This window comes from Leisingera sp. CC-HEC096, assembly GCF_059429235.1.
In genome coordinates, this window is record NZ_JCAIJS010000001.1 from 1,829,410 (window position 1) to 1,847,584 (window position 18,175).

At 63.4% G+C, this 18,175-nt stretch carries 15 protein-coding genes, 1 tRNA gene and 1 pseudogene; 10 read left to right on the top strand and 7 right to left on the bottom strand.

Going from position 1 to position 18,175, the window contains the following annotated elements:
* The first annotated feature begins 166 nt into the window (after positions 1-166).
* The gene (locus tag AC5STI_RS08990) at positions 167-481 is read left to right on the top strand and encodes a hypothetical protein (RefSeq protein WP_495446427.1); all 315 of its coding nucleotides are present in this window, start codon (positions 167-169) and stop codon (positions 479-481) included.
* Positions 478-1,506: pseudogene (locus AC5STI_RS08995) on the top strand (recombinase family protein); the annotation flags it as partial. The gene AC5STI_RS08990 and the pseudogene AC5STI_RS08995, both read left to right, overlap by 4 nt.
* A 494-nt stretch (positions 1,507-2,000) precedes the next feature.
* Here AC5STI_RS08995 and AC5STI_RS09000 read toward each other — a convergent pair.
* Positions 2,001-2,087 (bottom strand) — tRNA-Leu (locus AC5STI_RS09000).
* A 361-nt stretch (positions 2,088-2,448) separates the two neighbouring features.
* The gene (locus AC5STI_RS09005) at positions 2,449-4,065 is read right to left on the bottom strand and encodes a peptidoglycan-binding domain-containing protein (RefSeq protein WP_495446428.1); all 1,617 of its coding nucleotides are present in this window, start codon (positions 4,063-4,065) and stop codon (positions 2,449-2,451) included.
* 84 nt (positions 4,066-4,149) lie between these two features.
* Here AC5STI_RS09005 and lipB point away from each other — a divergent pair, with 84 nt between their 5' ends.
* Positions 4,150-4,845, top strand: coding sequence for a lipoyl(octanoyl) transferase LipB (gene lipB / locus AC5STI_RS09010; RefSeq protein ID WP_495447749.1), 696 nt, complete (start codon positions 4,150-4,152; stop codon positions 4,843-4,845).
* Here lipB and AC5STI_RS09015 read toward each other — a convergent pair.
* Together AC5STI_RS09015 and AC5STI_RS09020 are read right to left on the bottom strand one after the other, a co-directional pair.
* Positions 4,842-6,527, bottom strand: a complete 1,686-nt coding sequence (locus AC5STI_RS09015; RefSeq protein WP_495446429.1) for an alpha/beta hydrolase — start codon at positions 6,525-6,527, stop codon at positions 4,842-4,844. The two genes, lipB and AC5STI_RS09015, sit on opposite strands and share 4 nt — an antisense overlap.
* A gap of 356 nt (positions 6,528-6,883) precedes the next feature.
* On the bottom strand, positions 6,884-7,309 hold the full coding sequence (locus AC5STI_RS09020) for an HIT family protein (RefSeq protein ID WP_495446430.1): 426 nt from the start codon (positions 7,307-7,309) through the stop codon (positions 6,884-6,886).
* A gap of 234 nt (positions 7,310-7,543) precedes the next feature.
* On the opposite strand from AC5STI_RS09020, the gene ctaD reads away from it, so the two are divergent.
* Positions 7,544-9,217, top strand: a complete 1,674-nt coding sequence (gene ctaD / locus AC5STI_RS09025) for a cytochrome c oxidase subunit I (RefSeq protein WP_222504053.1) — start codon at positions 7,544-7,546, stop codon at positions 9,215-9,217.
* Positions 9,218-9,367: 150 nt separating this feature from the next.
* Entirely contained in the window at positions 9,368-9,850 is a 483-nt protein-coding gene (locus AC5STI_RS09030) for a DUF2244 domain-containing protein (RefSeq protein WP_475046813.1), read from the top strand.
* 97 nt (positions 9,851-9,947) lie between these two features.
* Here AC5STI_RS09030 and AC5STI_RS09035 read toward each other — a convergent pair whose 3' ends face one another.
* Positions 9,948-10,421, bottom strand: a complete 474-nt coding sequence (locus tag AC5STI_RS09035) for a GatB/YqeY domain-containing protein (RefSeq protein ID WP_490399163.1) — start codon at positions 10,419-10,421, stop codon at positions 9,948-9,950.
* Positions 10,422-10,603: 182 nt separating this feature from the next.
* Between AC5STI_RS09035 and carA the strand changes: the two genes are divergently transcribed.
* Entirely contained in the window at positions 10,604-11,764 is a 1,161-nt protein-coding gene (carA, locus tag AC5STI_RS09040; protein ID WP_495446431.1) for a glutamine-hydrolyzing carbamoyl-phosphate synthase small subunit, read from the top strand.
* Between the two features lie 206 nt (positions 11,765-11,970).
* Positions 11,971-13,809, top strand: a complete 1,839-nt coding sequence (locus AC5STI_RS09045; protein ID WP_495446432.1) for a glycosyltransferase — start codon at positions 11,971-11,973, stop codon at positions 13,807-13,809.
* On the opposite strand, the gene AC5STI_RS09050 is transcribed toward AC5STI_RS09045, so the two are convergent.
* The gene (locus AC5STI_RS09050) at positions 13,769-14,413 is read right to left on the bottom strand and encodes a GntR family transcriptional regulator (RefSeq protein ID WP_475046820.1); all 645 of its coding nucleotides are present in this window, start codon (positions 14,411-14,413) and stop codon (positions 13,769-13,771) included. The genes AC5STI_RS09045 and AC5STI_RS09050 overlap by 41 nt on opposite strands.
* A gap of 143 nt (positions 14,414-14,556) precedes the next feature.
* Here AC5STI_RS09050 and AC5STI_RS09055 point away from each other — a divergent pair, with 143 nt between their 5' ends.
* From AC5STI_RS09055 to AC5STI_RS09065, 3 genes are all read left to right on the top strand, one after another.
* Positions 14,557-15,201 (top strand): pyrimidine 5'-nucleotidase, encoded by a 645-nt coding sequence (locus tag AC5STI_RS09055; protein WP_495446433.1) that lies wholly within the window; start codon positions 14,557-14,559, stop codon positions 15,199-15,201.
* Positions 15,202-15,363: 162 nt separating this feature from the next.
* Entirely contained in the window at positions 15,364-15,612 is a 249-nt protein-coding gene (locus AC5STI_RS09060; RefSeq protein WP_475046824.1) for a hypothetical protein, read from the top strand.
* Positions 15,613-15,691: 79 nt separating this feature from the next.
* A complete protein-coding gene (locus AC5STI_RS09065; protein ID WP_495446434.1) occupies positions 15,692-16,888 on the top strand; it encodes a UbiH/UbiF family hydroxylase in 1,197 nt (398 codons plus the stop codon).
* A gap of 75 nt (positions 16,889-16,963) precedes the next feature.
* On the opposite strand, the gene AC5STI_RS09070 is transcribed toward AC5STI_RS09065, so the two are convergent.
* Complete coding sequence (locus AC5STI_RS09070; RefSeq protein ID WP_495446435.1) at positions 16,964-18,088, bottom strand: aminotransferase class V-fold PLP-dependent enzyme; 1,125 nt, start codon at positions 18,086-18,088, stop codon at positions 16,964-16,966.
* Between the last annotated feature and the right edge of the window lie 87 nt (positions 18,089-18,175).

Consider the following 18,175-nt stretch of genomic DNA (forward strand, 5'->3'; position numbering starts at 1 on the left):
AAGCCCAGCAAGGTATCTCCTTATCATCAAGAGGTTTTTTACAAAAACCTCTTGGGAGATCGCCGGGTTTGCGGTATGGTGTTCTATATTTGTTCTCATTGTGCCTTTTGCACAGAGATAGACCCAATCCCAACATACCCGGCCCCGGAGAAAGGAGAAGCCCGCCATGTGCCACCTCAAAGACGCTGATGCGTCTCGTCCAACCCTATCTATCGATTGGGATGCCTATCTTCCATATCTTGAGAATGAGGATATCCCAGAAGAGCAAAAGCGTGAGCTGATCAAAACCCTTTGGGCCATCATGGTTGGTTTTGTTGACCTTGGCTTCGGCTTGCATCCTGTCCAACAGGTCTGTGGAGAACAGGAGAAAGCTTTGGCTGATGCTATTGCCGATATGGTATCCTGTGATCACCCCAAACACACACAAGACAGCCAGACGGTCATCCCAAAGAGTGCCGCCGCGAGAAAGGAGTCCCGATGAAAGAAACGCAACAAGACAAACAAGCCATCATCTATTGCAGGGTCTCATCGCGCGCGCAGGAGGCTGACGGGCATGGGTTGCAGTCTCAAGAGACACGATGCCGGGAATACGCCGTGAGCAAGGGCTATCATGTCTCTGCGGTCTTTCCAGATACCTTCACAGGCGGGGGAGATTTTATGAAGCGCCCTGGTATGGTGGCTTTACTGTCATTCTTGGATGCGCAACCCGATACCCGCTTTGTGGTGATCTTTGATGATCTGAAACGATTTGCTCGCGATACGCGCTTCCATCTCGATCTGAGGGAAGCCTTCCGCAAACGCAAAGCTGAAATCGAATGCCTGAACTTCAAGTTTGAAGACACGCCAGAAGGCGAGTTTATCGAAACCATTATGGCCGCCCAAGGTGCCTTGGAGCGCAAACAAAATGGGCGTCAGGTCTCTCAAAAAATGAAAGCTCGCATGCAGTCGGGATATTGGGTGCATAATGCGCCCACTGGATATCGCTACAAGACGGTCAAAGGGCACGGGAAGCTTCTGATCCCAGATGAGCCACTGGCAAGCTTGGTCAAGGAAGGTTTGGAGGGGTTTGCCTCCGGTCGGTTCCAGACACAAGTTGAGGTCAAACGCTTCTTTGAAACTTGCCCCGACTTTCCACGCAACAAGCATGGCCAGATCATCCAGCAACGGATTTCTGATATGCTGACACAGCCTCTATATGCTGGGTATATTTGCAGCGAAACTTACGGCCTGAGTTTTCTCAAGGGGCAGCATGAACCGCTGATCTCACTCAAGACATTCGATAAGATCCAGAAGGCGCGTCGTGAGACGGCCTATGCGCCCGCTCGCAAAGATATCGGAGAGGATTTTGCGCTTCGTGGTTTTGTGACCTGTGGGGATTGTTGTGTGCCTTTGCGCTCCTCTTGGGCTAAGGGGAAGTACAAGCGCTATCCCTATTATCTCTGTCAGACCAAAGGCTGTGCAAGTTATGGCAAGTCGATCCCGCGTGATCGCTTGGAGGCTGATTTTGGTGAGGTTGTGAAAACGCTACAGCCGAGCGCTTCGCTGTTTGCATTGGCAAAGGTGATGTTCCAGCACGCATGGCAAGCGCGCCTGTCTCAGGCGGAGGAGGCGGTTGCCTCTGCCAAGCGGCAAATCACCCAAATTGAAACACAGATTGAATCACTGTTGGGACGGATCATGGCCACGAGCAATGATACAGTGATTGGAGCCTATGAGGCCAAGATTGCTGGCCTCGAAAAAGACAAGCTTCGCTTGATGGAAAACGCCCAAAATGGGGTGCCAGCAGCGGGGAGGCTAGAAGACATGCTAGAACTCTCTCTCAAGTTCCTCTCAAGCCCTTGGAAACTATGGGAAAGCGGCGATATGACGCTACGCAGAACACTGCTTAGATTGGCCTTTACGGACCGGATTGCATATCATCGAAATGCGGGAGCTAGAACACCATCCATAGCCTTACCATTCAAGGCTTTAGGGGTGTTTCAACAGGGTCAGTTGAAAAATGGTGCGGTCGAGAAGACTCGAACTTCCACTCCGGTTAAGGAACAGCGACCTCAACGCTGCGCGTCTACCAATTCCGCCACGACCGCACTGTCTTAGGCTTGGTGTAGGGGCGTATAGACCAGCGCGGAAGCGATGTGAAGACGAAAATCGCCTTTTTTAGGCAGAATGTTCCCTACCACCGCCGCCACCGTCTAAGCCGCTGAGAACAGGCGGATAAACCGGTTGTCACCCTGGCACACAGCGGTTTTGCCTTGCGCCCGGCTGATGCGGTTTCTGAGCATTTCTTACGCAGAAAGCGCCCGGGCCACTTCCCCGGAATAATCAGATTCCTTCTCCGGCCTCTGCAAGCCCCGCCAGGGCAGCCGCACCCCGTCAGAGCTTTCTACAGTCATAAGGCACGATCACATGGCCGGCAGCGATGCCGGCCATGCCTTTCCAAAGCTCCCCTCAATCAGATGAGAAGGACGGCAGCGCCGATGCGCCGCCGGAGGCCTGCACCGGCTGCACCCGGCCGCCCGCCAGCTTGGCCGAGGCTGCCCTGATCAGCTCAGGACGTCCCGGCTGTCCGGGGGCAAACACCGGCGCGGTGCCGCTCTCCAGTGAGATCACCGCCATGCTGTACCACTCCTGCGCTTTTTCGGCCGCGTTCGGGGCACCGAAGCCCAGCGCCAGGTGGTGGCCGATCAGCTCCGCATAGGGCCGTTTGCCGATGCCGGTCAGGATCAGCGCAGCGCCCAGCGCCACATCCATGTCATCGCGGCGGTAGCCGGAGAACAGGCAGATCCCGGCGGTGTTGGCCAGCTGCTCAAGCGACATGCCGGATTGCAGCACGAATTTCTGCACATCGCCCATCACTTCGCCGCTGCCAGCAGTGCCGAGCTTGACCAGGAAGGGCTGCACCGCAGGGCCGAAGGCATCGCACTGGCTGTCGATCTGCGCCTGGGTGGCCCCTTTGACCTTGCCGGCCTGAGTCTCGCCTGCGTTGATGGCATATGTGCGGGCCAGGCAGAACTGCTCGCCCAGCGCCAGTTCCGGGTCGGTCATGCTGTCGGCCGTCATGAAGCCGCCGTTGGAGCTGGTCAGCAGGCTCACCTTGCTGCAATAGCTGGTCAGCGACGCGCTTTCCTTGGGCTGGTCAAACAGGGTGATGCCGCCCAGCGAAGCGCTTGGCTGTGCGGCAGCGGCGGTCACTGTGCTTCGGGTCTCCTGCGCAGCCTGCACCGGGGCTTCGGCGCCGGCATCCGTCATCCGGCAAGTGCCCTGATGACAGGCAAAGCTGGCGGGCGTCACGCCGCGCGCCAGAAAGTCGTTGCGCTGGTAGCCCTGCGGGGTGGAGGCAAAAACCATCACCGAACAGTTGGAGGCCCCGCACCAGAACGAGCTGCCGGAAACCGAGGTGTCCAGCACATAGTCATTGCGGCCGTCGCCATTGAGGTCGGCCAGCTGCATGAAGCCGGTGCGCTGCAAAAGCTGTTCGCCGGAAGGCTCGGAGCTGGCGGCGACCTCATCCACCGCGTGGCTGACTTCGGGCGGCAGCCCGCCATAGGTATTGCCGCCATAGCTGCTGCCGGCAGTGCGCAGGCCCGCGGCCTCATCGCGCCAGCTGTGCAGCAGGCCGCGCACGCCCTGCGGGCCCTGCATAGCCTTGATGACCTGCGGGCCGCCGATCTGCGCGCGGTTATAGGAGCTGACAAGAAAGTTGCGCTCATACGGAGCCAGATGGCCGGTCGCCGGATAGCCCATGTGGATCTGATACTGGGTGATGGCCGCGCGTGAGCGCCGCCCCAGAACCCCATCGGCGGAGCCTGCATTGAAGCCGAAATAGTTTAGCGCAGTCTGGGTTTCACGGTTTTCAGCCCGGGCCGCGGAATATGCCGGCGCCCGGCGGTAGGTCCGGGTGGTGCTGCGCTGGCGCTGCTTGTTCTTATGAATTTCATTGACGATTACGCCGCCAATGACGCCCCCGACAATTGCAGCGCCCAGATCGTCCGCGGCTGCAGGGCCCGCGGCCGAGGTTGCCAGAAACGCGGCAGCCAAGGCCGGCTTGAGCGGCTTGGTAAACATGATACTTGCCCCCTATGGATACTCGTTACGGAATCAGGATACTCCACAGGCAGCGCTTGCACCTAGGGGTTTTACGCCCGTTTAATCGGCTCACCCCTTGCGCAAGGATGGAAAAGGACAGCTTCGGCCATGGTTGAGTGGATCACATCGGACAGTCTTGTCGAGTACGATCAAGCAGTTGCCTTTATGGAAGAGCGCGCCGCGGCAATCGCTGCGGGCTCTGCGGAAGAGTGCATCTGGCTGGTCGAGCATCCGCCGCTTTATACGGCCGGCACCTCGGCCAAGCGCGAGGACCTGACCGACCCGGACCGTTTCCCGGTCTATGAGAGCAAGCGCGGCGGCCAGTACACTTATCACGGGCCGGGCCAGCGGGTGGTCTATGTAATGCTGAACGTCGGCAAGCGCGGCCACGATGTGCGCCGGTTCGTGGAGCAGCTGGAAAGCTGGGTGATCGCCGCACTCGACGAATTCAACATCAAGGGCCACATCCGCGAGGGCCGGGTTGGCGTCTGGGTGGAACGCCCTGACAAGCCGCGAACCGTCTCGGGCGGTATGGCAGAAGACAAGATCGCGGCCATCGGCATCCGCCTGCGCAAATGGGTGAGCTTTCACGGCATCTCGATCAACGTCGAGCCGGAACTGGAGCATTTCACCGGCATCGTGCCCTGCGGCATTACCGAACACGGGGTCACCAGCCTGGTGGATCTGGGGCTGCCAGTCACCATGGCGGATGTGGATGTCGCCCTCAAACGCAGCTTCGGGCAGGTGTTCGGCAGCTAGGCCACTTCCCGCGCTGCGGCAGCGCAATCCTGCAACGCGGTCAGAACCAGTTCCGGGAAGGTGTAAAACAGCAAGGCCCCCGCCTCCTGGCTGACGCACAGCCGGGCGCTTCCCGGACCGGTCAAAGTTTCCCGCACCGCCTGCAGCGGCGCGACATGATCCTCGCCGCCGTGCAGGAATACCGCACGCGAATTGCGGGCCAGCGGCGGTTTGGACGCACCCTGCCGCATCATCCGCACATCCGTCAGGAACCCGGCCCCGCCCTGCTGCAGGAACAGCGACTGGCTCTGCTGCAGCAACGGCAAAAGCTCCATCTGTGCCAGCATGTCCCGCTCCCGGCTGCCGCGGGCGGTCTGGATCCGCAGCAGGGCCTTGTGGCCGTACCAATGCAGGGCGCCGGGCCAGCCCTTCATCAGCAGCGGCAGCAGCCAGCCGGCCCGCGCGGCGCAGAAAGCGACCAGCCAGGCATAGCCGCCGAGGCCGGAGAACTGCCGCGGGGACGTGAGCACGCAATTCGAGGCCACCGCCACCAAGCCGCTGATCCGGCTGTGAAGGCGGCTGGCAGCGCTGCAGCCGTAGAGCGCGCCGGCGCGGTGGCTGAGCAGCACTGGGCGCTGCAGCTTCTCGCGGCTGATCAGCGCCTCAAGCTGGCGCACAAAGGCGTCCGCCGGATCCTGCCCGCGCGGCAGCGGGGCTGAGCCGCCATAGCCGGCCCGCATCGGCGCGTAGACCCGGAATCCAAGCGTCCGCAGCTGCGGCTGCAGGCGCTGCAGCGGCGCAATGCCGTCCAGCACCCCATGCACATAGATCAGCGGCTGGCCGGTCTCTGCTCCCAGGCGAAAATACTGGACGCGCTGCCCGCTGCTGTCCTGGAATTCATCCGCAGGCGGCAGCAGCTCTCCACGGGCGATTTTCAGGTCGCGGGCGTGCTCGTTCATAAGGAAGGCCGTCAGCCGGATCAGTTCCGCCGTGCCTGGCGCCCCGGTCCTCACGGCCAGTTGACCCAGCCCGTCTGCCACCCTGCCGCCCGGCCCGCCCGCTGCCGCCTTCAGCGGCGCAAGATCGGAGCCGCGCAGGCCGAAAGCGGCGGCGACCGGCCCCGCCGCCTCGCCGGCCCACTCCCAGTCCAGAAGTTCTGCCATCACTGCCGCAGGGCCGCTGCCGCCGCTGTCCGGCCGGACCGGGCGGCACAGGAACCGCTCACCGGGCCGGCGGGTGCCCAGCACCAGCACGTCCTGCCATGAGAATGCCCCCTGACGCACCTGTTCCAAAAAGCTGTACCACCGGTCCGCTGCCGCCGGGGTCAGCCCCATCGCCGCCGGAAGATCGCTGCATCCCATCAATTGCCGCGCCGCGCGCTGCGAAGCATTGAGCAGCCTGCTGCCGGGGCCGGTCCCGGCCAGCAGCCAGAACCGGCTGCAGGGGCCTGAATACCTGCTGGGGTGCAGGCGTCCGGCCTGCGCCCACTGCTGTTCCTGGATATCCGCCGCGCGGGCGAAATGCGCTTGCAGCACGGGCGCCCTGCGCAGACGCTGCAGCGCCCCCTCCCCCGCAGGCAGCGCATCCGCCCCCTGCGTTACAGAGAAAAACCGGTCAAATTGTTCCGGCCGGAGCATCGTTTCGTAAATTGCGGCAACAACCTGATCCTGCGACAAGGCCTGCGCGCGGTACAAGAGCGTCACTGCGCCCCTCCAATACTACTATTCAGGCCAAAGAGGCAGCGCGCCCCGCAAGCATACGCCCAGAGGCCGGCGTAAAGGCCAGCCTCAATCAGGCAGTCAGCCTGTCAAATGAAAAAAACCCGGCGTTTGCCGCCCCATCCGTTCGGGCAATTGGTGCCGGACCACCCCAATTCTTGGGACCCTATACGCTTGGGCGCGTGCGCCCTCTTTGACATTCAACCAATCTGAGAAACAGCTATGATCAAATCCGACCAAAATTCAATATTTAATTCAAATGTACACAATTCACTGAAAAAACCGGTGTGACGCCGCCGCTGCAGCCGGCGGCGTCCCTGGTTCAGGCGCTACCCGCGCGGTCAAGCTTCGGACAATGCCGCGCGGATCTTTTCCGCCTGGTCCTGGATCTGGTCCATGTCGCCCATCTGCCCCGGCGGCCGCAGACGGTCGCCCTCCTTGCGCGGCAGCACATGCATGTGCAGGTGAAAGACCTCCTGACCGCCGGCCGCCTCATTGAATTGCTGCACCGTGACGCCATCCGCGCCTAAGGCCTTGATCACCGCATGGGACAGCTTCTGCACCGTCTGCATCACCGCCGCCATCTGCGCCGGGCTGGCATCCAGCAGGTTGCGGCAGGGCGTTTTCGGAATCACCAGCAGATGCCCGTCCGCACGCGGCATGATATCCATGAAGGCCAGCGTATCATTGTCCTCGTAAACGCGGGTCGAGGGGATCTCGCCGCGCAGGAGCTTGGCAAAAATGTTGTCGGGATCATATGCGGGCATGCGCCTGTCCTCCAATATAGCTTTTCCCGGTTGTGCGCGCGCCCGGACGCGAGGTCAAGCGCTGCCGGCACCGGGCACAGCCTGCGGTTTCAAGGCCCTGCGGCAATAAATCTTGATCCAGATCAAACTCCGCCATTGAAGGCCCCGTCGGGCCACACTAAAACTCGCAAGGAATCCAGGCCGCCCGGAGTCCGTCTCCGGGGGCCTTTCGTTATGCAACAGGAGGCACCTTAAATGGCAGACGCAGCCATTCATGGTCACGGCCACGAGGACGAGCGGAGCTTTTTCACCCGCTGGTTCATGAGCACGAACCATAAGGATATCGGCATTCTCTACCTGATCGTCTCGGCGATCGCAGGTCTCATCTCCGTCATCTTCACCGTCTACATGCGGCTTGAGCTGATGGATCCCGGCGTTCAGTACATGTGCCTGGAGGGTGCGCGCATGTTCGCGGACGCCTCCGCGGAATGTACTCCGAACGGCCACCTCTGGAACGTGATGATCACCGCTCACGGCATCCTGATGATGTTCTTCGTGGTGATCCCGGCGCTGTTCGGCGGTTTCGGCAACTATTTCATGCCGCTGCAGATCGGCGCGCCGGACATGGCCTTCCCGCGCATGAACAACCTGTCGTTCTGGATGTATGTCGCAGGCACCTCGCTGGCGGTCCTCTCGGTTGTCTCCCCGGGCGGCAATGACCAGCTGGGCTCCGGCGTGGGCTGGGTTCTGTACCCGCCGCTGTCCGTGAACGAAGGCGGCTACTCGATGGACCTGGCAATCTTTGCCGTGCACGTCTCCGGCGCGTCGTCCATTCTGGGTGCGATCAACATGATCACCACCTTCCTGAACATGCGCGCCCCGGGCATGACCCTGTTCAAGGTGCCGCTGTTCTCCTGGTCGATCTTCGTCACCTCCTGGCTGATCCTGCTGTCGCTGCCGGTTCTGGCTGGCGCCATCACCATGCTGCTGATGGACCGCAACTTCGGCTTCACGTTCTTTGACGCGGCAGGCGGCGGCGACCCGATCCTGTATCAGCACATCCTGTGGTTCTTCGGCCACCCGGAAGTGTACATCGTGATCCTGCCGGGCTTCGGCATCATCTCCCACGTCATCGCCACCTTCGCGCGCAAGCCGGTGTTCGGCTACCTGCCGATGGTCTGGGCGATCATCGCGATCGGCGTGCTGGGCTTTGTCGTGTGGGCGCACCACATGTACACCGTCGGCATGTCGCTGAACCAGCAGGCCTACTTCATGCTGGCCACCATGGTGATCGCGGTTCCGACCGGGGTTAAGGTGTTCTCCTGGATCGCCACCATGTGGGGCGGCTCCATCGAGTTCAAGGCACCGATGATGTTCGCCTTCGGCTTCCTGTTCCTGTTCACCGTCGGCGGTGTGACCGGCGTGGTGCTGTCGCAGGCTTCCGTCGACCGCGCCTATCACGACACCTACTACGTGGTTGCGCACTTCCACTACGTGATGTCGCTGGGCGCCGTGTTTGCAATCTTCGCAGGCGTCTACTTCTACTTCGGCAAGATGACCGGCCGCCAGTACAACGAGCTGGGCGCCCAGATCCACTTCTGGATGTTCTTCATCGGCGCCAACCTGACCTTCTTCCCCCAGCACTTCCTGGGCCGTCAGGGCATGCCGCGCCGTTACATCGACTATCCGGAAGGTTTCGCCTACTGGAACAAAATCTCGTCCTATGGCGCGTTCCTGTCCTTCGCTTCGTTCCTGCTGTTCTTCGGCGTGGTGATCTATTCGCTGCTGCGCGGCGCCCGCGTCACCCAGAACAACTACTGGAACGAATACGCGGACACCCTGGAGTGGACCCTGCCCTCCCCGCCGCCGGAGCACACCTTCGAAATCCTGCCCAAGCAGGAAGAGTGGGACCGCTCGCATTCGCACTAAGCGGCTGAGACCCTGACTTTCAAAAGGCCCCGGAGCAAACCGCTTCGGGGCCTTTTTCATGACGCCCGCCTGGGGTATCAACACGGTGGAAATCCGGAATTTCCGCTACATCATTAAGAGAGACACGCAGTTTTCAGCAGGCGCAATCCGATGCCCTACAACTGGACCCGACCGCAAACCGGTGCCGAGCGCGAGCTGCACCTTTGGCCGCATCAGTCGCTGCCGCCGCGCGGCTATGCGCGCTTCCTCGGCCTCACGGCGGTGCTGATCTGCGTGCCGCTGATCCCGGTGCTGGGCTCCGTCCTGCTGTGGGGGCTGCTGCCGTTCCTGCTGCTTGCATTGTTCGGCATGAAATGGGCGCTGGACCGCAGCCGCCGCGACCATCAGATCCTCGAAGTGCTGACCATCGGCCCCCAGGACGCCCGCCTGGAGCGTATCAACCCGGACGGCAAACGGCAAAGCTGGCACTGCAACCGCTACTGGGCCCGGGTCGAAATGCACGACCACGACGGCCCGGTGCCGCATTACGTCACCCTGCACGGCTGCGGCCGCGAGGTGGAGATCGGCGCCTTCCTGTCAGAGGAGGAGCGGGTCGCGCTTTACGGCGACCTCAAGTCCGCCTTCACCCGCTGAGCCGCACAAGAAAAGGCCCGCTGAAACGGGCCTGCTCTTTTCATCTTTCCCGGAAATACTCCCGCCGGAGGCAGCGCGCGCAAGCGCGCACGGCTGATCAGCAGCCGCCTTTGCTGCAGAGCTGGTCCTTGACCAGCGGCCCGGCTTTGCCGAAATCCATCTGGCCGGTGTATTTCGCCTTCAGCGCAGCCATCACCTTGCCCATGTCGCGAATCGATTCGGCTCCGGTCTCAGCCACTGCGGCGGTGATCGCGTCGGCGGCCTCCTCGTCGCTCAGCTGCTGCGGCAGGAATTCCTCGATGATGGCGATTTCGCCCAGCTCCCGCTCCGCCAGGTCCAGCCGCCCGCCTTCCTCATAGGCGCGGGCGCTTTCCTTGCGCTGCTTGGTCATCTTGCCCAGAATACCCAGGATTTCCTCTTCTCCGATGCCACCCTCCTCGCCGTCGGCGCGGGCGGCGATTTCCCGGTCCTTGATCGCAGCATTGATCAGCCGCAGCGTACACAGCCGCTCCGCCGCCTTGTCTTTCATCGCTTGCTTCAGGGCCTGATTGACCCGGGTGTGCGTATCCATACTCAAAAGCATCCCCATGGTTGCCGGACACTGATGGTTATCCATTCTGTCTCTGCTGTGCAAGTTTACAGTAAATTTTCACAGCCGGACCCCGCGTCAGCCTGCCCGGCCCTTGCAGGCTTGACCCGCTGCCGCGCCCCCCTTACAAGCCCATGAATTTCACCCGCATGGAGACTCGCGCAATGGCCGCTTCCGCCCCGACCAAGCCCACCGCATGCCTGGCGCTCGCTGATGGCACCGTCTTTTACGGCACCGGTTTCGGCGCCACCGGCGAAACCGTGGCCGAGCTCTGCTTCAACACCGCGATGACCGGCTATCAGGAGATCATGACCGATCCCTCCTATGCCGGCCAGATCGTCACCTTCACCTTCCCCCATATCGGCAACACCGGCGTCACGCCGGAAGATGACGAGACCGCCGATCCGGTGGCCGCCGGCATGGTGGTGAAATGGGACCCGACGCTGGCGTCCAACTGGCGCGCCACCGAAGAGCTGAAGGAGTGGCTCGCCCGCACCGGCCGCATTGCCATCGGCGGTGTCGACACCCGCCGCCTGACCCGCGCAATCCGCCAGCAGGGCGCGCCGCATGTGGCGCTGGCGCATGACCCGGAGGGCAACTTCGACATTGAGGCGCTTGTCGCCAAGGCGCGCGGCTGGTCCGGCCTGGTCGGTCTCGACCTGGCCAAGGACGTGACCTGCGCGCAAAGCTACCGCTGGGACGAAATGCGCTGGGCCTGGCCCGACGGCTACGCCCGTCAGGAAGCCCCCAAGCACAAGGTTGTCGCCATCGACTATGGCGCCAAGCGCAACATCCTGCGCTGCCTGGCCAGCGCGGGCTGTGACGTGACCGTTCTGCCCGCCACTGCGACCGCGGAAGAGGTGCTGGCCCACAGCCCTGACGGCGTGTTCCTGTCCAACGGACCGGGCGACCCGGCGGCCACCGGTGAATACGCCGTGCCGATGATCCAGGACGTGCTTAAGGCGGATCTGCCGGTCTTCGGCATCTGCCTGGGCCACCAGATGCTGGCACTGGCACTGGGCGCTAAGACCGTCAAGATGAACCACGGCCACCACGGCGCCAACCACCCGGTCAAGGAGCATGCCACCGGCAAGGTGGAGATCACCTCGATGAACCACGGCTTTGCAGTGGATGCACAGACCCTGCCCGAGGGCGTCGAAGAATCGCATGTCTCGCTGTTCGACGGCTCCAACTGCGGCATCCGAATTGCCGGCAAGCCGGTCTTCTCGGTGCAGCATCACCCCGAAGCCAGCCCCGGCCCGCAGGACAGCTTCTACCTGTTCGAGCGCTTTGCCGAGGCGATGGCCGAGCGCAAATCTGCATAAAAAAAGCTGTTAACCATGCCGCCCGGCAGCATGGTTAACGCCGCATTTACCAATTCTTAAACCCCCGCCGCCAGCCTGACAGCCTCGGGTATCAGTGTTGCGGGCAGGCGATGAGGTTCTTGTCAAAGCCGCTGCCGCCGCCCCGGCCGCCGCAGCCCGTTGGGGAGCCCTCCCCGCAGCCGCGGCCCCCGGAGGACAGCGGCACCATGATGAAGGCGCTGGTTCTGCGCCGGCACCAAAAGGCGGCGCTGGGGCGGGCGCTGGTGGCGGAGGAGCGCGCCAGCGAAGACCAGGTGCAGGACGCGCTGGCCAGCCAGTACGGAATGCCGCGCGCCGATCTGACCGGCCAGGTCGCCAGCCCCCGGCTGCTGGCCTGCAAGCCCGCCGGCTTCTGGCTGCGCAATTGCCTCCTGCCCTGGCTGCAGCTCGGCCAGACCCTCACCGTCGCTGTCGCCCATCCGGACCTGTTCGAGGCGGTCCGGCAGGACTTGGAAGACAGTTTCGGATCTGTCACCCCGGTGCTGGCAGGCGAAGCGCAAATCACAGCGCTGCTCGCCAGCCATTTCAGCCCCGCCCTGGTGCGCGAAGCCAGCAGCAGTGTTGCGCCCCGGCTCAGCTGCCGCAGCCTCAATCCCGCCAGGGGCCGCGCCCTCGCCGCTGGCTGCGCCCTGCCCGCTCTGTATTTCTGCTGCATAGCTCCCGCAGCAGTATTTACTGCTCTCAGCCTGCTGGCCCTCTTCTCGGTCCTGCTGTTCTCGAGCCTGAGGCTCTGCGGGCTGGCGGCTCATTGGTCCGCGCGCGCTCGCTGCCGCCTCCCTCCGCTCCCGACGCCTGCCGCCCGCCGGGCGGGCAGTGCGGAGCGGCCTGTCATTTCGGTTATGGTTCCCCTCTACAAGGAGGCCGAGATCAGCCGCGCCCTGCTGTCGCGCCTCAGCAAACTCAGCTACCCCCGGGCCTTGACCGACGTGATCCTGGTGCTGGAGGCGCATGACAGCGTCACCCGGACAGCGCTGGAGAACACCCGCCTGCCGCCCTGGATCCGGGTGGTTGAGGTTCCGGCCTTCGGCGGGCTTACCACCAAGCCGCGGGCAATGAACTATGCACTGAACTTCTGCCGCGGCCAGATCATCGGTGTCTGGGACGCCGAAGACGCGCCCGAGGCGGACCAGCTTGATAAAGTGGCAGAGGCCTTTGCCCGGGCGGACAGCCAGACCGCCTGCGTTCAGGGCGTGCTCGACTATTACAACCCGCATGCCAACTGGATCTCGCGCTGCTTCACGCTGGAATACGGCAGCTGGTTCCGCATCGTTTTGCAGGGCATCGCCCGGCTGGGCCTGGTGGTGCCGCTGGGCGGCACCACGATGTTTGTGCGCCGCCAGGTGCTGGAGAAGCTGGGCGGCTGGGACGCCCACAACGTGACTGAGGATGCCGACCTGGGTGTCCGCCTGTACCGTGCGGGCTTCCGCACCGAGATGCTGCCCAGCACCACCTACGAGGAGGCCAACTGCCGCCCCTGGCCCTGGGTCAAGCAGCGTTCGCGCTGGCTGAAGGGGTTCATGGTCACGTATCTGGTGCATATGCGCCAGCCGCTGCGGCTGCTGGCCGACCTTGGCTGGAAACGTTTCCTGGGATTTCAGGCGTTCTTCCTGGGCACGCTTGGGCAGTTCCTGTTTGCGCCGCTCCTGTGGTCGTTCTGGCTGATCGCACTGGGGCTGCCGCATCCCAGCGAAGGCGCCGCACCGCCGCTGCTGCTGAGCCTGGCGGCGGCGGCGCTGGTGCTTTTCGAACTCCTGGGCTTACTCATCTGCGTCACCGCCGCCCGGGCGATGGGCCGCCCCTGGCTGGCCATCTGGTCACCTGCAATGATCTTCTACTTCCCGATGGGCGCCCTTGCCGCCGCCAAGGCGGCGTATGAGCTGCTGGCCCGGCCCTTTTTCTGGGACAAGACGGCCCATGGGGTCAAATCCACCGCCAAACCCCGCCGCAGACGCCGGTTCAACAGGCTTATCCCCGCCCGCTGGCGTCCTGCTTCAGCCGGGTCATGAAGGCAATAGAGATGTGATCCTTCAGCGCCTGCCCCGCAGCTTCCTCGTCTCGGCGGCTGATCGCCTCGACAATGCCCTTGTGTTCGGACTGGGCAATCTCGCTGCGCCCCTCGGCTGCCAGCGATGTGGTCGCCATCAGCGCCATGGTCCGGTGCACCAGATCCAGCTGCTGCACCAGATAGCGGTTGTGCGAGGCCAGATGGATCTGCTCATGGAAACGGCGGTTGGCCTTGGACAGCTCCGCCGGATTGCCGATCAGCGCGTCGTCCGCCTCGACCATCTCCTTCAGCACCTTGATCTCTTCCTCGGTGGCATGGCGCGCCGCCAGCCGCGCCGCCAGCCCCTCCAGCTCGCGCCGTACCACATAAAGCTCCGCCATCTGGTTGTGATCCAGCGAGGCCACGATCAGCGACCGCCCGTCACGCTCCAGCAGCGATTGCGTCTCCAGCCGCTGCAGCGCCTCGCGGATCGGGGTGCGCGACACGCCAAACCGCTCGGCCAGGTCGCTTTCCACCAGCCGGTCGCCCGGTTTGTAGATCCCCGAGTCGATCGCCTCGAGGATCAGCGCATAGGCATCTTTCTGGTTGCTGCGGCTCTGGCTCATTGTCTTTCCCGTCTGTTCCGATCCGCCAATCTCTACAGCCCAAGGGGCAGCAATCAACCCTGATGGCGCTAATGTGCTGAAAACCCGCAGGCAAAATGCGCTTTTGATTGCAATCCCGGCGTTGCGGCCCTAACTCCCGCGGCATGCCAAAGCACGCTTTTTCCCATGTCTCTCAGTGGGTGTTCGACCTGGACAACACCCTGTACCATCCGTCCGCACGGCTGTTCGACCAGATCGAGGTCAAGATGACCGCCTATGTGATGGAAGCCCTCAAGGTGGACAGGGCCGAGGCCGACCGCCTGCGCAGCCACTACTGGCGCGAGCACGGCACTACACTGGCAGGCCTGATGCGTGAGCACGATCTGGACCCGGAGCCCTACCTGGTCGCGGTCCACGACATCTCGATGGACCATCTGGAAGAGGACGCAGCCCTGGCGGCAGGCATCCGTAATCTGCCGGGCAAGAAGATCGTCTACACCAACGGCTCCGCCCCCTATGCCGAGCGGGTGCTGGCCGCGCGGGGGCTGTCGGGGCTGTTCGACGGGATCTTTGGCGTCGAGCACGCCGATTACCACCCGAAGCCGGAACGGCGCGCCTTTGACAAGGTTTTTGCCCGCGCAGGCGTGGCCCCGCAGAATGCCGCGATGTTCGAGGATGACGCGCGCAACCTCGCAGCCCCGCATGAGATGGGCATGCGCACGGTGCATGTGGCGCCAGAGCCCGTGGCCGCCGCGCATATCCATCATCATTCGGACGATCTGGCCGGTTTCCTGGCAAAGCTGATCTGATTTTCCGGCTTAGCGGGCGGCGGGTTCCGGAGCCAATTGCCGCAATTCTGCAAGTGCACAATCGCATACCGGCAAATCTTCGCACCTGCGGCAAAATATACCTGTTTGCCGCATGTTTTCCTCCCTATATGCGCCGCGTAACGAAACGTAGGAGCCCGACCGATGAGCGCATATGCCCTTCCCGCACAACTGACCCTGTGGCAGCGAATCCTGTTTGCCGTGCCGCTGTTGGGCCGGATGATCAAGGAGGTCGCCTATGGCCCGGAAGAGAACCTCTATTACGCCATCGCCACCTTCGTCAGCCTGTGGGGCTGTTCGATCCTGCTGTTCGGCATTCCCGGGCTGTACCTCCCGGCGCTGGCGATGGTGCCGGTGATGTTCACCCTGCTGATCACCATCACCCGCGGCTAAGCGCCCTATCTGACGGTACCGGCTTGTCATTCCCTGCCGTCCGGGCCTATTTCTGGCCCCAGAACGGAGGGCTGACGAGATGGCCGATACCTGCGATATCCTGATTTCCGGCGGCGGCATTGCGGGACTGACCGCAGCCGCCGCTTTTGCGTCCAGCGGTTTCAGCGTGATCTGCGCCGACCCGGCACCGCCGGTGACCGAACGCGACGCCGAAGGCTCCGACTTGCGCACCACCGCCTTTCTGCAGCCCGCGCAAGCCCTGCTGGACCGCTGCGGGATCTGGGCACGGCTGGAAGAGCACGCCGCACCGCTGCAGATCATGCGCATCGTGGATGCCGGCGGCGCCCAGCCCGAGCCGCGGGTGGTCAAGGATTTCAATGCCGCCGATATCTCTGACCAGCCGTTCGGGTGGAACCTGCCCAACTGGCTGCTGCGGCGCGAGATGATTGCCCGGCTGGCGGAGCTGCCCAACGCGGACCTGCGGTTCGGCACAGGCACCACGGCGCTGTTCACCCGCACCGATGAGGCACGCGTCAGCCTCAGCGACGGCAGCCAGGTGGCGGCCAAGCTGGTGGTCGCCTGCGACGGCCGCAACTCGCCAATGCGCGAGGCGGCGGGCATTCCGGTGAAAACCACCCGCTACGGGCAAAAGGCGCTGGCCTTTGCCGTGACCCACCCGGTGCCGCACGAGAATGTCTCAACCGAGATCCACCGCTCCGGCGGCCCCTTCACCCTGGTTCCGCTGCCCGACTACCAGGGCAAGCCGTCCTCCGCCATTGTCTGGATGGAACGCGGCCCGCGCGCGCAGGAGCTCTTGAAACTGGAGCCGGCCGCCTTTGAGGCCGCCATGACGGAGCGCAGCTGCGGCCTGTTCGGCGATCTGAAACTGGCGTCGCGCCGCACCATCTGGCCGATCATCAGCCAATCGGCGGAGCGGCTGAACGGCGAACGGCTGGCACTGATGGCCGAGGCCGCCCATGTGGTGCCTCCGATCGGCGCGCAGGGCCTCAACATGTCCTTGGGCGACCTGCGCAGCCTCCTGGAGCTAGCCCAAGCCCGCCCCGAGGGCCTGGGCGACGCGCAGATGCTGGCGGCCTACCACAAGGCCCGCCACAATGAGATCCTGCTGCGGGTGAAGGGCATCGACCTCCTGAACCGCACCTCAATGCTGGCCCCGCGCCCGCTGCGCGATCTGCGCGCTTTTGGCCTCAACGCGCTCTATTCGCTGGCGCCGGTGCGCAAGACGCTGATGCAGATGGGGCTGGGGGTGAAGTAAAGAAAAGCGGCTTTCCTCAGGGAAAGCCGCTGCCTCCGGCGGGAGTATTTCCGGAAAGATGAAGCGCCGGTGCGTTTACAGCACCTGATCCACCACGGTCTTCAGCCGCGCCAGGGTGGCGTCCACATCATAGAGCTTGTCGAGGCCGAACAGGCCGAGGCGGAAGGTGCGGAAATCGGCGGGCTCGTCGCATTGCAGCGGCACGCCTGCGGCGATCTGGGTGCCCAGTGCCAGGAACTTCTTGCCGTTCTGCACCTCCGGGTCGCTGGTGTAGCTCACCACCACGCCCGGCGCGCCAAAGCCGTCGGCGGCAACCGAGGTGATGCCCTTGTCCTTCAGCATCGCGCGCACGCCGTTGCCCAGCTTCCACTGCGCCTCGCGCAGGCGCTCAAAGCCGTATTCCTTGGTCTCCAGCATGGTGTCGCGGAAGGCACGCAGCGCATCCGTCGGCATGGTGGCATGATAGGCGTGGCCGCCGTCCTCATAGGCCTTCATGATGGTGCGCCACTGTTTCAGGTTGATGGCAAAGCTGTCCGACGTGGTTTCCTCCAGCCGCTCCAGCGCGCGGTCCGAGAACATCACCAGACCGGCGGAGGGCGAGGCGCTCCAGCCCTTCTGCGGGGCGGAGATCAGCACATCAACGCCGGTCGCTTTCATGTCGACCCAGGCGCAGCCAGAGGCGATGCAGTCCAGCACCATCAGCGCGCCGACCTCATGCGCAGCGGACGCCATCGCCGTCACATAGTCGTCGGGCAGGATCACGCCCGCGGCGGTTTCCACATGCGGGGCAAAGACGATGCCCGGCTTCTGCTCCTTGATCGCAGCAACCACATCGGCAATCGGCGCGGGCTCAAAGGGAGAGGCGCTTTCATTGCCGGTGCGGCGCGCCTTCATCACGGTCGAGGACGCGGTGAACCCGCCGGCCTCAAAGATCTGGCTCCAGCGGTAGGAGAACCAGCCATTGCGCACCACCAGCGCATTGGCGCCGCGGGCGAACTGGCGGGCCACCGCCTCCATCGCATAGGTGCCGCCGCCCGGCACCAGCGCCACCGCTTCGGCGTTATAGACCTCCTTGAGCATCGCGTTGATGTCCAGCATCACCTGCTGGAATGCCTTGGACATATGGTTCAGCGAGCGGTCGGTGAAAACCACCGAAAATTCATCCAGCCCCTGCGGGTCGACGGTCTCGAGCAGTGCCATCTTGGCCTCCCTTAAGTTCCTCATCAAACGGCTAACCGGTGTCGCGCGGTTTGGCAAAGCCTGCCTTCGCATACAGCCGGCTGCTGT